Source organism: Aeromonas sp. s5 (assembly GCF_040907865.1).
Classification (GTDB): domain Bacteria; phylum Pseudomonadota; class Gammaproteobacteria; order Enterobacterales; family Aeromonadaceae; genus Aeromonas; species Aeromonas dhakensis.
In genome coordinates this window covers 504,388-518,372 of record NZ_JBFOCO010000023.1, presented here as the reverse complement: position 1 = coordinate 518,372, position 13,985 = coordinate 504,388, and the positions used below count along the sequence as shown (strand labels likewise).

Sequence of the window (13,985 nt, the reverse complement as noted above, 5' to 3'; positions counted from 1 at the left end):
TCTCAAAGGAGTGAACACTATGTCGGCACCGGCCCAGACCCACTGTAGCGCCCGTCTGCGCATCCAGGGCGAAATGCATCCCGATTACGCGCAAATTCTGACGCCGGACGCGGTGGCCCTGGTATCCGAACTGGTGGAACGCTTTGCTCCCCAACGGGACGAATTGTTGAAACAACGTGTGGCACGCCAGGCCCGTATCGATGGCGGCGAGCTGCCGGACTTCCTGCCTGAGACTGCCCACATCCGCGCCGGCGACTGGACAGTACGCGGCATTCCTGCCGACCTGCAGGATCGCCGTGTTGAGATCACCGGCCCGGTCGAGCGCAAGATGGTGATCAACGCCCTCAACGCCAACGTCAAGGTGTTCATGGCGGACTTCGAAGATTCGCTGGCCCCCGCCTGGAACAAGGTGATCGAGGGTCAAATCAACCTGCGCGATGCGGTCAATGGCACCATTGCCTACCAGAGCCCGGAGGGGAAATCCTATACCCTCAATGCCGATCCGGCCGTGCTCATCTGCCGGGTACGCGGTCTGCACCTGCCGGAGAAACACGTCACCTTTGATGGTGCCCCCATTCCCGGCGGCCTGTTCGACTTCGCCCTCTATTTCCTGCACAACCACAAGGCGCTGCTGGCCAAGGGATCCAGCCCCTACTTCTACGTGCCCAAGCTGCAGAGTCACCTGGAAGGACGCTGGTGGAGCGAGGTGTTCGCCTGGACCGAAGACAAGTTTGGCCTGCCCCGCGGCACCATCAAGGCCACCGTGCTGATCGAAACCCTGCCGGCGGTGTTCGAGATGGACGAGCTGCTCTATCAGATGAAGGATCACATCGTGGCCCTCAACTGCGGCCGCTGGGACTACATCTTCAGCTATATCAAGACCCTGAAGAACCACCCGGATCGCGTCCTGCCGGACCGTCAGGTGGTGACCATGGACAAGCCGTTCCTCTCCGCCTACTCGCGGCTGCTGATCAAGACCTGTCACAAGCGCGGCGCGCTGGCCATGGGCGGCATGGCCGCCTTCATTCCGGCCAAGGATGCCGCCGTCAACGAGCAGGTCTTCGCCAAGGTACATGCCGACAAACAGCGTGAAGCCGACAACGGCCATGATGGTACCTGGGTGGCCCACCCGGGCCTGGCCGACACCGCCATGGCCGTGTTCAACGCCACCATCCCGGCCGGCGCCAAGAACCAGATCGGCGTGCTGCGCGAGCAGGATGCCCCCATCACAGCCGCCGACCTGCTGGCACCCTGCGAGGGCGAGCGCACCGAGGCAGGCATGCGCACCAACATCCGGGTTGCCCTGCAGTATCTGGAGGCCTGGATCAATGGCAACGGCTGCGTGCCCATCTACGGTCTGATGGAAGATGCGGCTACCGCCGAGATCTCCCGCACCTCCATCTGGCAATGGATCCGCCACGGCAAGTCCCTGTCAAACGGCCAGGTGGTGACCAAGGATCTGTTCCGCCAGATGCTGGCCGAGGAGCAGGAGGTGGTCAAACGCGAGGTGGGCGAAGCCCGCTGGCAGTCGGGTCGTTTCGCCGAGGCGAGCGCCCTGATGGAAGAGATCACCTGCGCCGATACCCTGATCGATTTTCTGACGCTGCCCGGTTACGAGCGGCTCTGAATCACGGGCTCCGCAAGGGGCTCGCCAATAACAAGTCAATGGAAACGTGAAATCAATGAAAGAGGGAACTGATATGGCACTGACCCGTGAGCAACAGATCCAGGCTATCGAGAAAGACTGGGCACAGAACCCCCGCTGGAAAGGGATCAAGCGCGGCTACAGCGCCGAGGACGTGGTCAACCTGCGCGGCAGCCTGCAGCCGCAGCACACCCTGGCCCAACGTGGCGCCGACAAGCTGTGGGAGCTGATCCACGGCGGCGCCAAGAAGGGCTACGTCAACTGTCTCGGCGCCCTGACCGGCGGCCAAGCGGTGCAACAGGCCAAGGCGGGGATCGAGGCGATTTACCTCTCCGGCTGGCAGGTAGCAGCAGACAACAACCTCTCCTCCACCATGTATCCGGATCAGTCCCTCTATCCGGCCAACTCGGTACCGTCGGTGGTGGAGCGCATCAACAACTCCTTCGCCCGTGCCGACCAGATCCAGTGGGCCAACAAGGTCGGGCCGCAGGACGAGGGCTTCATCGACTACTTCCTGCCCATCGTCGCGGATGCGGAAGCCGGCTTCGGCGGCGTGCTGAACGCCTTCGAGCTGATGAAGGGGATGATTGAAGCGGGCGCCGCCGGCGTCCACTTCGAAGATCAGCTCGCCTCCGTCAAGAAGTGCGGCCATATGGGCGGCAAGGTGCTGGTTCCGACCCAGGAAGCGGTGCAGAAGCTCGTCGCGGCTCGTCTGGCGGCCGACGTGTGCGGCACCAGCACCCTGGTGATCGCCCGTACCGACGCCAACGCGGCGGATCTGCTGACCACGGATGCAGACCCTTACGATGCGGACTTCCTGACCGGCGAGCGCACCGCCGAAGGTTTCTACAAGGTGCGTGCCGGCATCGATCAGGCCATCGCCCGCGGTCTGGCCTACGCCCCCTACGCCGACATGGTGTGGTGCGAAACCGCCAAGCCGGATCTGGACGAGGCGCGCAAGTTTGCCGAAGCGATCAAGGCCCAGTTCCCGGATCGCATCCTGGCCTACAACTGCTCGCCGAGCTTTAACTGGAAGAAGAACCTGGACGATGCCACCATCGCCCGCTTCCAGCAGGAGCTGTCCGACATGGGTTACAAGTACCAGTTCATCACCCTGGCGGGCATCCACAACATGTGGTTCCACATGTACGAGCTGGCCTACCAGTACGCCCGTGGCGAAGGGATGAAGCACTATGTCGAGATGGTGCAGCAGCCCGAGTTTGCCGCCGCCGAACGTGGTTACACCTTCGTGGCACACCAGCAAGAGGTGGGCACCGGTTACTTCGACAAGGTCACCACCGTCATCCAGGGCGGCCAATCCTCGGTGACCGCTTTAACGGGTTCCACCGAAGAAGATCAGTTCCACTGATAGGCAGAACTCTTTGAGAGAGTCCTTGAGATAGCAAAACCCCGGCCACTGGCCGGGGTTTCTTTTTATTCATTGCTTAGGCGTCGCTCACGCTCAAACACACCCGAAGGGCTCAGAGCTCGAGGATCTCTTTAACAAAGGGGATAGTCAGCTTGCGCTTGGCACGAAAAGAGGCGTTGTCGAGCTGATTGAGGGTGGTGAGCAGGGTGCGCATGTCGCGCGAGAGGCGGTTGAGCAGGAAGCGGCCCACATCGATGGGCAGTTTGAAGCCCCGCAGCTCGGCACGCAGCTGCAGGGCACTGAGCTTGCCCTCATCGTCCAGCTCGTCGAGGTGGAAGCTCACCCCCCAATCGAGGCGGGAGGCGAGATCCGGCAGCTGCAGCCCCAGTTTGCGCGGCGCGCTGCAACCGGTCACCACCAGGGTCCCCTCGCCCTTCTCCTTCCAGCGGTTGTAAAAGTCGAACAAAGCCCGTTCCCACAGGGCATTGCCGGCGATCGCCTCCAGGCTGTCGAGGCAGACCAGCGGCAGGCTCTCGAGGGCGTCGAGCATGCTGGGATCCAGCTGTTCGAACTGATCGAGGGAGAGATAGGCGGCTGCGGCGTCGCGGGCATTGACCTCGGCACAGGTGGCGTGCAGCAGATGGGAGCGGCCCGATCCCTTGGCCCCCCAGAAATAGAGGAAAGGCGAACCCTGACCAATGGCCGCATTCTTGAGGGCGGTGATCAGATGAGCATTGTTGCCGGGATAAAAACTGACGAAGGTTTCATCATCCGGTAGTTGTACGGCTAAAGACAGTTGGGCCGGTTGCTTCACTCGTTGGGCTTTGACTGTGATATTTGCGGGCAAGTGTATCATCGCGAAGGCGGATAGAGAACCGCCCGGACGATGCCGGGCGGTGTGGATCCTCATAAAGGATCCAGGCTGCGACCATTGCTAACGGGAACGGCTACTCCTTGGCCGGCGCGCCCAAGCCCTGGCAGGAGAGCGCCCATGGCTCTCGGCCGAACGGTCAGGATCCTCAGCCAGGATCAGGGCTGCGACCACTGGTAGCTCAGCCCCTCTGGGGTATCCGTCAGCTGGTGCAACCGGCTCTCCAGCTGCAGCCCGCGGATGAGCTCGGCCTTGTCCCCCTGCAGGCTCAGGTTGAAGGTCACCTTGTCCCCCTCCAGTTTGCCAATCTCCACCTTGGTGACGCTGGCCATCCCCTGCAGCATCTTCTGCACCGTGATCATGCCGTCGATACCGGACAGCCCCTCCACCACCAGTGTCTGGCTGGAGGCCACTCCCGAGATGCGCGCCCCGTAGTTTTGTACCAGCCAGCCTGCCAGGGCATCGGCGAACGTCTGTGCCACCTCGGCCTGGGTGCCGGCGCCCTCTCCCCTGGTCAGTTCGCTCAGCTCACCACCGGCCTTGGGCCCGTAGAGACCCCAGTCGATGCTCCACTTGTCCCCCTCCGGGGTGAGCTTGCCCAACACCACCATCTCGGCGCCGTAACGCTGGCTCGCCTTGAGGATGGGATCGGCGAAACGGCCCCAGACGTCGGTGGCATTGACCGCCATGTTGTCATCCAGGTCCATCAGCGGAATGCTGACCGGCAGCCCCATCGCCTGGGCCTGAGTACGCAGGGCGGCGGCCCAGCCATCGCTGGACTGATCCGGCAGAATGCGCCGCTCCCCTTCATTGATCACCAGCCAGATGGCGACCTGCGGTCGGGCCGGCCCCAGCAGGGCGAACTTGCTCTCGGCCACCAGGGCATTGACCTTGGTCACGTCGAAATCGGCCTTGAGAAACTTCACCGGCCCCACGTCCTGATAACCGTAGTGCTGCACGAACGTGCCGGGGGCCGCCAGCGCCTTGACCACCGCCGGCTGGGTCAGGATGTCGCGCTTGCCGGTCACCTTGATCAGCACCTCGCCCAGGGCCTGGGACTGGGCTGCCGCCATGTCGCCGCTGGTGGGGGCCTTGCCCTGATAGAGATCGGTCACCTGGGCGGCTGACACCATGAATGACAAGCCGCAGCAGAGGGCGGTCACAACACGTTTGAGCATGAGAAAAGTCTCGAAATGGGAGATGGTGCTTATGGTAGCGGCAAGGCGCGCATGGCAGCAAGCCGGGGGCGGGAGAAACAGCGGAGCCGGCGAGATGCCGGCTCCGTTTGCGCGCCTGCAGGCACGCGATGAGGCGAGCGAGGCTTACTTGGTGCCGAAGATCTTGTCGCCGGCGTCGCCCAGACCCGGGACAATGTAGCCCTTCTCGTTCAGGCCCTGGTCGATGGAGGCGCAGAACAGCTCCACGTCCGGGTGAGCGGCTTCCAGCGCCTTGATGCCTTCCGGCGCGGCAACCAGCACCAGCACCTTGATGGACTGGCAGCCCTTCTTCTTGAGCAGGTCGATGGTGGCGATCATGGAGCCGCCGGTGGCCAGCATGGGGTCGATGACCAGCGCCAGACGTTCTTCGATGTTGCTGACAATCTTCTCGAAGTAGGGAACCGGCTGCAGGGTCTCTTCGTCGCGGTAGATACCGACCACGCTGACGCGGGCGCTCGGCATGTGCTCCAACACGCCATCCATCATGCCAAGACCGGCACGCAGGATGGGCACCACGGTGACCTTCTTGCCCTTGATCTGGTCAACTTCCACTGGCCCGTTCCAGCCATCGATGGTAACCTTCTCGGTTTCGAAGTCAGAGGTCGCTTCGTAGGTCAACAAACTGCCCACTTCCTTGGCCAGTTCACGGAAACGCTTGGTGCTGATATCGCCTTCACGCATCAGACCGATCTTGTGCTTGACCAGGGGGTGTTTGACTTCAACGACTTTCATTATTATCTCCTCTAACTGCCGCAAAAAAATCGCGGAATCATACAACAAAAGCCGCCGCTTGTAGAGCATTTCCGCGCAAAAACGCGCAAACGATTTCCTTTCTGGTTTTTCACCGCCACTGTTAGAATATGCCCCGAATTTTACCCTCCACTTCTTTATATGACGGGGAATACGCGTGACTGACAAAACCTCACTGAGCTACAAGGATGCTGGCGTGGATATCGATGCCGGCAATGCACTGGTTGAACGTATCAAGGGCGTGTCAAAGCGCACTCGTCGTCCTGAAGTCCTTGGTGGTCTTGGCGGCTTTGGGGCCTTGTGTCAAATCCCTGCGGGCTACAAGGAGCCGGTGCTGGTCTCCGGCACTGATGGGGTGGGCACCAAGCTGCGCCTCGCCATCGACCTGAAGAAGCACGACACAGTGGGCATCGATCTGGTGGCCATGTGCGTCAATGACCTGATCGTGCAGGGCGCCGAGCCCCTCTTCTTCCTCGACTACTATGCCACTGGCAAACTGGACGTCGACACCGCCGCGGCCGTGGTCACCGGCATCGGTGCCGGCTGCGAGCAGTCCGGCTGCGCCCTGGTGGGCGGCGAAACCGCCGAGATGCCGGGCATGTATGAAGGGGAAGACTACGACATCGCCGGTTTCTGCGTCGGTGTGGTGGAGAAGAGCGAGATCATCGACGGCAGCAAGGTCGGCGAAGGGGATGCCCTGATCGCCCTGGCCGCCAGCGGCCCCCACTCCAACGGCTTCTCCCTCATTCGCAAGATCCTGGAAGTCTCCAAGGCAGACGTGCAGCAGCCACTGGGTGATACCACCCTGGCCAATGCCCTGCTGGAGCCGACCCGCATCTACGTGAAACCCGTGCTCAAGCTCATCAAGGAGTGCGAGATCCACGCCCTCTCCCACATCACCGGCGGCGGTTTCTGGGAGAATATCCCGCGCGTGCTGCCTGCCAACACCCAGGCGGTGATCGACGAGCAGAGCTGGCAGTGGCCGGCGGTGTTCAGCTGGCTGCAAGAAGCTGGCAACGTCACCCGCCACGAGATGTACCGCACCTTCAACTGCGGCGTCGGCATGATCATCGCCCTGCCGGCGGATCAGCTTGAAAAAGCGCTGACCCTGCTCAAGGCGGAAGGCGAGAACGCCTGGCATATCGGCCACATCGCCAAGGCGGCCGATGGCGAGGAGCAGGTCGTCATCAAATGACCTCCCCTATGAAACGCATCCTGGTCCTTATCTCCGGCAACGGCAGCAACCTGCAGACCATTCTCGACAGTTGCGCCGACGGCAAGATTGCCGGTCAGGTGGTCGGCGTCATCAGCAACAAGGCCGATGCCTACGGGCTGGTGCGCGCCAAAGAGGCGGGGGTGGCCACCGCCATCCTCGCCCAGCAGCAGTTTGCCAGTCGGGAGGAGTATGACGCCGCCCTGCTGGCGCTGATGAACGACTATCAGCCCGACCTGGTGGTGCTGGCCGGCTTTATGCGGATCCTGAGTGCCGACCTGGTGCGGCACTTTGCCGGGCGGATGGTCAACATCCACCCCTCCCTGCTGCCCAAGTATCAGGGGCTGCACACCCACCAGCGCGCCATCGACGCCGGTGATGACGAACACGGCGCCAGCGTCCACTTCGTCACCGAAGAGCTCGACGGCGGCCCGGTGATCCTGCAGGCGCGCGTTCCCATCTTCGAAGGGGACACGGCCGAGGAGGTGGCGGCCCGGGTGCAGGTGCAGGAGCACAGCATCTACCCGCTGGTGGTGCAGTGGTTCTGTGAAGGCAGGCTGCAGATGCTGGAGGGGGCCGCCCTGCTCGACGGCGCCCTGCTCGGTCCCGCGGGTTATGCCAGCGAGTAACGGTTAACCGCAGCATGCAAAATAGAACAAGGGAGGCTCAGGCCTCCCTTGTCATTTCTATCTACCAGCACACTTGCTGCTGTCAGGTCCGATTACCCCGCTACGCGGCTAATCGAACCTAGACCGGATTGTCGATATCGATAAAGGTGACATCCAGCCCATGCACCGTCGCCAGCCACTCCCCCAGCGCCTTGACGCCGTAACGCTCGGTGGCGTGATGACCGGCAGCGTAGAAGTGCATGCCCATCTCGCGGGCGGTGTGGATGGTCTGCTCGGAGGCTTCGCCAGAGATGAAGGCATCGATGCCCTGCTCCGCCGCCAGATTGATGTAGCTCTGGCCGCCGCCGGTGCACCAGGCCACCGAGCGGATAAGCTCGGGGCCGCTGTCGCCACAATGGAGCGGCTCACGGCCGAGCCGCTCGGCAATGAGCTTGGCAAAGTCAGACCCGCTCATGGGCTCTTCCAGCTTGCCCACCATGGCGACGCTCTTGCTGTTCCAGGGCTCGAGGCCGCGGCGCACCTTGATGCCCAGCAACTGGGCCAGCTGGGCGTTGTTGCCCACCTCGGGGTGCACGTCCAGCGGCAGGTGATAGGCAAACAGGTTGATGTCGTGGGTCAGCAGGGTCTTGATGCGGCGCTGTTTCATGCCGGTGATCTGGGCCGGCTCGCCGCTCCAGAAGTAGCCGTGATGGACCAGGATGGCGTCAGCATCGGCAGCCACGGCCGCGTCGATCAGAGCCTGGCTGGCGGTCACGCCGGTCACCACCTTGCGAATGCGCTCACGCCCCTCCACCTGCAGGCCATTGGGGCAGTAATCCTTGATGGCGTGGGGTTCGAGCAGATGGTTGAGTACGCTTTCCAGTTTTCGATGAGAGATCATAGGGGTCCCTTATAAAGGCGCCGACCCCTGTGCTGCGATGCAGACAGGGATCGGGCTCATAACGCCGAGGCCCCATGATAATCGAGGCGGGCCAGCAAGACCATGATGCCTCCCGCACTGCGGCCCATGGTCGGGCCCGGAATGGCCTCAGGCTGGCAGGTCGATCCCCGCCTCGCGCATCTGGGCCAGCTTGTAGCGCAGGGTGCGCGGGCTGATGCCGAGCCGGTCGGCCACCGCCTTGCGGCTGCCGTTGCAATCCTGCAGGGTATCGAGAATGATCTGGTGCTCCTGCTGCTTGAGCTCGCTGCCCAGGTGTTCGCTGCCGCTGCTGCGCTCGTTGCCGACCAGCCGGATCTCCTCTTCCTCCACCTCTTCCAAGATCAGGTGCTCGCAACCGATGAGGCCGTCGGGGCTCAGAATGAGGGCGCGCTGCACCACGTTGTCGAGCTCGCGCACGTTGCCGGGCCAGGGGTGAGCCAGCAGCCGTTCGCGGGCCGCCTCCGTCAGTTGCGGCGTCGGCAGTCCCTGCTGACCTGCATGCAGCGCCAGCAGGTGTTCCGCCAGCGGCAGTATGTCGCCGGGACGCTCCCACAGCGCCGTCCAGCGCAGTGGGAAGACATTGAGACGATAGTAGAGATCCTCGCGAAACAGGCCATCCTGCACCGCTTTTTTCAGATCCCGGTTGCTGGTGGCGATGACCCTCACATCGAGCGGGATCAGCTTGCGACTGCCGAGCCGCTCCACCTCTTTCTCCTGCAGCACACGCAGCAGCTTGGCCTGCAGCCCCAGATCCATCTCGGTGATCTCGTCGAGCAGCAGGGTTCCCCCCTGGGCCTGTTCGAACTTGCCGGGGCAGCCCTGCACCGCGCCGGTAAAGGCCCCCTTCTCGTAACCGAACAGGGTCGCCTCCAGCATGTTTTCCGGAATGGCGGCGCAGTTGATGGCGACGAACGTCTGTTCGGCGCGGCTGGAGTTGTCGTGGATGTAGCGGGCCAGCACCTCCTTGCCGGTCCCACTCGGGCCGGTCACCATCACGGTGGCCTCGCTTCTGGCCACCCGGGTCGCCAGCTGGAACAGCTCGGCAGTCTTGGGATCGCCGTAGACCACGGCCCGTTTCTCCACCTTCTGGGCCGGCACATAACGACTGACCTGATTGAGCAATACCTCGGGGGAGAAGGGCTTGGCCAGATAGTCGATGGCCCCTTCGCGCATGGCCCGCACCGCGCCGTCGATATTGGCGTAGGCGGTCATCAGGAGCACCGGCACCTGGGGATATTGCTGGCGGATATTGGCCAGCAGGGTCAGGCCGTCCATCCCCCCCATCTGGATATCCGAGATCACCATGTCGAAGCTCTGGCGCGACAGGGCCAGCAGGGCCCGCTCGCCGCTGTCCACCTCGCGGCACTCATAGCCGCCGAGCAACAGGGTATCCATCAGCGCTTCGCGCAGGCCATTGTCATCTTCCACTACCAGGATCCGGGCCTGAGTCATGCTACACCTCCCACCACAGCCAGCCTGGCCGCATTGATATTGATCCCTGCCGGATGGCGCTGACGCTCAACATGGCTCATGCGACACCTCCGAGCTGCACCGCCTGCTGATGCAGGGGGAACGACAGGGTAAAACAGGTGCCCTCGCCAGGAACCGAGGCCACGCTGACCTCCCCCTGATGGGCACGGACGACGGATTGCACCACCGCCAGCCCAAGGCCTGTGCCCTGGGATCGGGTGGTAAAAAAGGGTTCGAAGATCTGGCTGAGCAGGTGAGCGGGCATCCCCTTGCCGTTGTCGAGGATGCGCAGCTCCACCCGGGCGCCACTGCGCACCGCGCTCACCAGCAAGGAGGTTGCCCCCGCCTGCTGGGCGTTGGCGATAAGGTTGTTGACGGCTCCCGCCAGCGCACTGTTGTTGGCCAGCAGGCAGAGATCGGGCTCCGGCGCCTCCATGTGCAGCTCGCAGCCCTGCTGGGCGCAGAAGGCTTCGGCCCCCGCCTGCACTTCAGCCAGCAGTCCTTGTACCGAGGTGGGGGTCACCACCTGGTTGTCACCGTTGCGGGCAAACAGCAGGATGTCGTTGATCTGCTTCTCGAGATCCTGCAGGCGTGCCATCAGCTTTTGCTGGAACTGGCTGCGGGATTCGGGTTTGAGGGTGCGGTTGGCCAGGTTGGCGGCATAGAGCATGGCGGCGGAGAGCGGCGTGCGGATCTGGTGGGCCAGCGAGGCGGCCATGTTGCCAAGGGCCGACAACCGCTTCATGTGGTTGATGCGGTCTTGCAGTTGGCGGGTTTCGGTCAGATCGTTGATGAACACCAGCTGGCCCGGCTGATCCGGCAGCGGCTGGGTCGAGAGCTGGACCCGGCGCCCATCGCGCAGGGAGATCTCGTGGCCGTCATCCTCGCGGGGCTGAAAGCAGCGGTCGATGATCTGGCGCCAGGCCTGCCCTTCCAGCGGCTCCCCCAGCAGCGCCTTGGCAGCCGGATTGGCGCGGGTGATCCGGCCCTCGCCGTCGAGCAGCAAGACACCGGTGGGCAGCGCCGTGAAGATGGCGTAAAGCTGGCTCACCTCGTGAGACTGGAGCGGGGTTTCTTGCGGCTGGGCTGTCATAAAGCTGACCTCAAACTGGCGACTGAGTCAGCTTATTCAATTTCCATGCCACTAAAAATTATATATAAAATCAAAGCCTTGAAGCTTGGCGTCAAGGCTTTGACCCTTATGCTTCCTTGCTCATTCCGTATTTTTTCATCTTCTCCACCAGGGTGGTACGGCGCATGCCGAGCAGGTCGGCGGCGCGGGCCACCACCCCGTCCTGGGACTCCAGCGCCTGGCGGATCAGCTCCACTTCCAGGTCGGCCAGCATCTCCTTGAGGTTGACCCCCTCCTCCGGCAGTTGCATGGCGCGGGCGTGGCTGGCGGGCAGATCCAGCTCGGGTGGATCCTGGAACAAGGCGGCCAGTGCATCGCGCTCGTCCATCTCGGTCAGCCGCTCGTCCCGCGGCTCGCACGGCAGCAGCCGATAGCGGCTCGGCAGGTCGGCCACATCGACGATCTGCTGCGGGTAGAGGATGAGCAGCCGCTCCAGCAGGTTGGAGAGCTCGCGCACGTTGCCAGGCCAAGGATACTGCATCAGGGACTCCATGGCGCGCTGGGTCAGGCGGATCATCCCCTGGTGCAGCTCGGCGTGGCGATTGAGCAGCTCCTGCAGCAGCAGCGGGATGTCGTCGGCCCGATCCCGCAGCGGCGGGGTCTCGATGGGGAAGACGTTGAGGCGATAGTAGAGATCTTCACGGAAGACCTGGGTGCGGATCATCGCCTCCAGATCCCGGTGGGTGGCCGCGATGATGCGCACGTCCGCCTGAATGGGCTTGCCACCGCCGACCCGATCGAACATCCGCTCCTGCAGCACCCGCAGCAGCTTGACCTGCATCGGCAGCGGCATGTCGCCGATCTCGTCGAGAAACAGGGTGCCCCCCTGGGCCAGTTCGAAGCGACCGCGCCGGGCGGCGATGGCGCCGGTGAAGGCCCCCTTCTCGTGGCCGAACAGCTCGCTCTCGAGCAGCTCGGCCGGAATGGCACCGCAGTTGATGGGCACGAAGGGGCCCGCGCTTCGGGCCGAGAGTTCATGGATGGCGCGCGCCACCACCTCCTTGCCGGTACCCGATTCGCCGAGGATCAGCACGTTGGCATCGGTCTCGGCCACCTGGCTGATGAGTCGGCGCACCTCCTGGATCCCCTTGCCCTTGCCCACCAGCAGGCGCAGCAGCGCCTGCCCCTTGTCATGGGTCTGCTGACGGGGGTGGAGGGAGACGAAGGCCTGGCAAAAGTGCAGATGGCGGGTCAGGGATTCGTAGGTGAAGGGGGACTCGGCCACCCCGATAAAGTTGCTGTTGGGGAAGTCGGCTTCCACCAGCGACAGGAAGGGTACCCGGGGAAAACCGGTCAGCAGCTCGCCCAGCGGCCGGCCATTGAGGGCACCGGTCAATACCCCCTGCAGCGGGCCGGATGACTCGATGGCAACCTCCAGATCACCCTCGGCAACCTCCTGCCAGGGGATCCCCATGAACGAGAGAACTGTCCCCAACTGTTGGCGCCGCTGCGCATCGGCGTCAACAATCAACACTCCCATTGCCATCATATCCATCCCTCTATTCTCGACGTAACTTATTGTTTTATTGTGCTTATGTGGTCAAGCCACGCACTTTATGCAGGATGCACAAAGTGCCAAAATTCCGACGCATTGTCAAAATTTGTCGCATTTCACCTAAGTTTATCGACCCAACGGCGCCACAAGATAAATTTTGTCGACACTTTTTTTGGGTAACGCGGGCAGGCCGCGGGCAAACAAGAGGAGGGGAGGAACAGGTGCGGGAGCGCCTGCTTGCGGCCCGCAGCGGGCCGCAAGCAGGTGGGATTGTCAATGGCGGGCGTGAGTGTGGGGCGCGGCGTAACGGCACTCGGGGAAGCGGCTGCAGGCCAGGAACAGGCGGCCGGCATGGGGTCCCTTCTTGGCCTCCCGCTCCACCAGCGGCGCATCGCAACGGGGGCAGTGCGGCACCTGATGGGGAGCCTCGTCTTCGTCCTCTTCCACCTCGGCAAACAGATTGTCCACCAGCTCGGCGTCGGCCGCCGGCAGCGGCGCACTGCGAGGTGATACGATGGCCTTGATGGGGGCCACGGCCGGGGCCCGGCCACCATGGTGGGGCTCTTCCACCTCGACCCTGTCCAGCTGCAGAGGGCTGAAGGTGGGCTCGCGGCGCTCGCCCGGCAGCAGATCCTCTTGCGGCAGATCCGTGCTGCGGTTCAGCAGCGGCAGGATCTGTTCGCGCAGCTCCTCGACCTGATAGTGGCTGCTTGCCGGGATCTGCAGCAGCGGCAGACCGGCGCTGTCAAAGGCGGCCTTGAGGAAGCTGTCCCGCGCCTTGCGCTTCTGATGACGGTGGGAACTGTCATCGAGCTCGATGGCGCAGATGAAGGAGAGATCCGAGGGGTGGCAGAGCAGATAGTCCACGTGCTTGGCGCTGATCTTGTTGAAGGCCTGCTGCCACTTGCTCTTGCCCATCCCCGCCTCCGGCGTCAGCACATCGGCCACCCGCACCTTGGCAAAGACCCGGGCCCGGTCGCCCACCGCCAGATCCAGTACGCCGAGGAAGGAGCGCTCCGCCGGGCTGAACAGGGTCTCCTGCAGTTCATAGGGCAGCGCCTTGCCCTTCTTGCCCCTGCTCCAGAAGATCGCCAGCAGAAGCAGCACCAACAACACCAATCCCGATACGACAAGGCTATTCATACGCGCACATCCCGCTCACCAGAGCCAGCTAGTTTCACAATACAAAACAGGGGCATCACTCTACCACGCGGCCGCGGGCGCAGGCAGTGCAGAAATGGCGTCAGCCCCCTCTTCGCCGCGCTTTTTCGCCAT

General features: G+C 63.2%; 12 protein-coding genes. 4 read left to right on the top strand and 8 right to left on the bottom strand.

Features of this window, described 5'->3' with window-relative positions; translation table 11 throughout:
* The first annotated feature begins 19 nt into the window (after positions 1-19).
* Both aceB and aceA read left to right on the top strand, forming a co-directional pair.
* The gene (gene aceB / locus AB5Y94_RS15085) at positions 20-1,627 is read left to right on the top strand and encodes a malate synthase A (RefSeq protein WP_368206038.1); all 1,608 of its coding nucleotides are present in this window, start codon (positions 20-22) and stop codon (positions 1,625-1,627) included.
* 73 nt (positions 1,628-1,700) lie between these two features.
* Entirely contained in the window at positions 1,701-3,014 is a 1,314-nt protein-coding gene (gene aceA / locus AB5Y94_RS15080) for an isocitrate lyase (protein ID WP_005302742.1), read from the top strand.
* Positions 3,015-3,126: 112 nt separating this feature from the next.
* On the opposite strand, the gene hda is transcribed toward aceA, so the two are convergent.
* The 3 genes from hda to upp all read right to left on the bottom strand — a co-directional run bounded on the left by hda (position 3,127) and on the right by upp (position 5,834).
* Positions 3,127-3,828 carry a DnaA inactivator Hda gene (hda, locus tag AB5Y94_RS15075; RefSeq protein WP_010633474.1) on the bottom strand — a complete coding sequence of 234 codons (702 nt, stop codon included), beginning with the start codon at positions 3,826-3,828 and terminating at the stop codon, positions 3,127-3,129.
* A 215-nt stretch (positions 3,829-4,043) separates the two neighbouring features.
* Positions 4,044-5,063 (bottom strand): DUF2066 domain-containing protein, encoded by a 1,020-nt coding sequence (locus AB5Y94_RS15070; protein WP_368206036.1) that lies wholly within the window; start codon positions 5,061-5,063, stop codon positions 4,044-4,046.
* Positions 5,064-5,207: 144 nt separating this feature from the next.
* Positions 5,208-5,834, bottom strand: a complete 627-nt coding sequence (upp, locus tag AB5Y94_RS15065; RefSeq protein WP_005302745.1) for a uracil phosphoribosyltransferase — start codon at positions 5,832-5,834, stop codon at positions 5,208-5,210.
* Positions 5,835-6,009: 175 nt separating this feature from the next.
* On the opposite strand from upp, the gene purM reads away from it, so the two are divergent.
* Both purM and purN read left to right on the top strand, forming a co-directional pair.
* Complete coding sequence (gene purM, locus AB5Y94_RS15060; protein WP_042051992.1) at positions 6,010-7,047, top strand: phosphoribosylformylglycinamidine cyclo-ligase; 1,038 nt, start codon at positions 6,010-6,012, stop codon at positions 7,045-7,047.
* A gap of 8 nt (positions 7,048-7,055) precedes the next feature.
* Positions 7,056-7,694 carry a phosphoribosylglycinamide formyltransferase gene (gene purN, locus AB5Y94_RS15055; protein ID WP_336290951.1) on the top strand — a complete coding sequence of 213 codons (639 nt, stop codon included), beginning with the start codon at positions 7,056-7,058 and terminating at the stop codon, positions 7,692-7,694.
* Between the two features lie 118 nt (positions 7,695-7,812).
* On the opposite strand, the gene AB5Y94_RS15050 is transcribed toward purN, so the two are convergent.
* The 5 genes from AB5Y94_RS15050 to AB5Y94_RS15030 form a co-directional block, all read right to left on the bottom strand.
* Entirely contained in the window at positions 7,813-8,574 is a 762-nt protein-coding gene (locus tag AB5Y94_RS15050) for a Nif3-like dinuclear metal center hexameric protein (RefSeq protein ID WP_017786251.1), read from the bottom strand.
* Positions 8,575-8,721: 147 nt separating this feature from the next.
* On the bottom strand, positions 8,722-10,065 hold the full coding sequence (locus tag AB5Y94_RS15045; RefSeq protein ID WP_010633470.1) for a sigma-54 dependent transcriptional regulator: 1,344 nt from the start codon (positions 10,063-10,065) through the stop codon (positions 8,722-8,724).
* Between the two features lie 76 nt (positions 10,066-10,141).
* Positions 10,142-11,176 carry a sensor histidine kinase gene (locus AB5Y94_RS15040; RefSeq protein WP_005302750.1) on the bottom strand — a complete coding sequence of 345 codons (1,035 nt, stop codon included), beginning with the start codon at positions 11,174-11,176 and terminating at the stop codon, positions 10,142-10,144.
* A 106-nt stretch (positions 11,177-11,282) separates the two neighbouring features.
* Complete coding sequence (locus tag AB5Y94_RS15035; RefSeq protein ID WP_368206034.1) at positions 11,283-12,704, bottom strand: sigma-54 dependent transcriptional regulator; 1,422 nt, start codon at positions 12,702-12,704, stop codon at positions 11,283-11,285.
* Between the two features lie 279 nt (positions 12,705-12,983).
* Complete coding sequence (locus AB5Y94_RS15030) at positions 12,984-13,853, bottom strand: DUF2726 domain-containing protein (RefSeq protein ID WP_368206032.1); 870 nt, start codon at positions 13,851-13,853, stop codon at positions 12,984-12,986.
* Between the last annotated feature and the right edge of the window lie 132 nt (positions 13,854-13,985).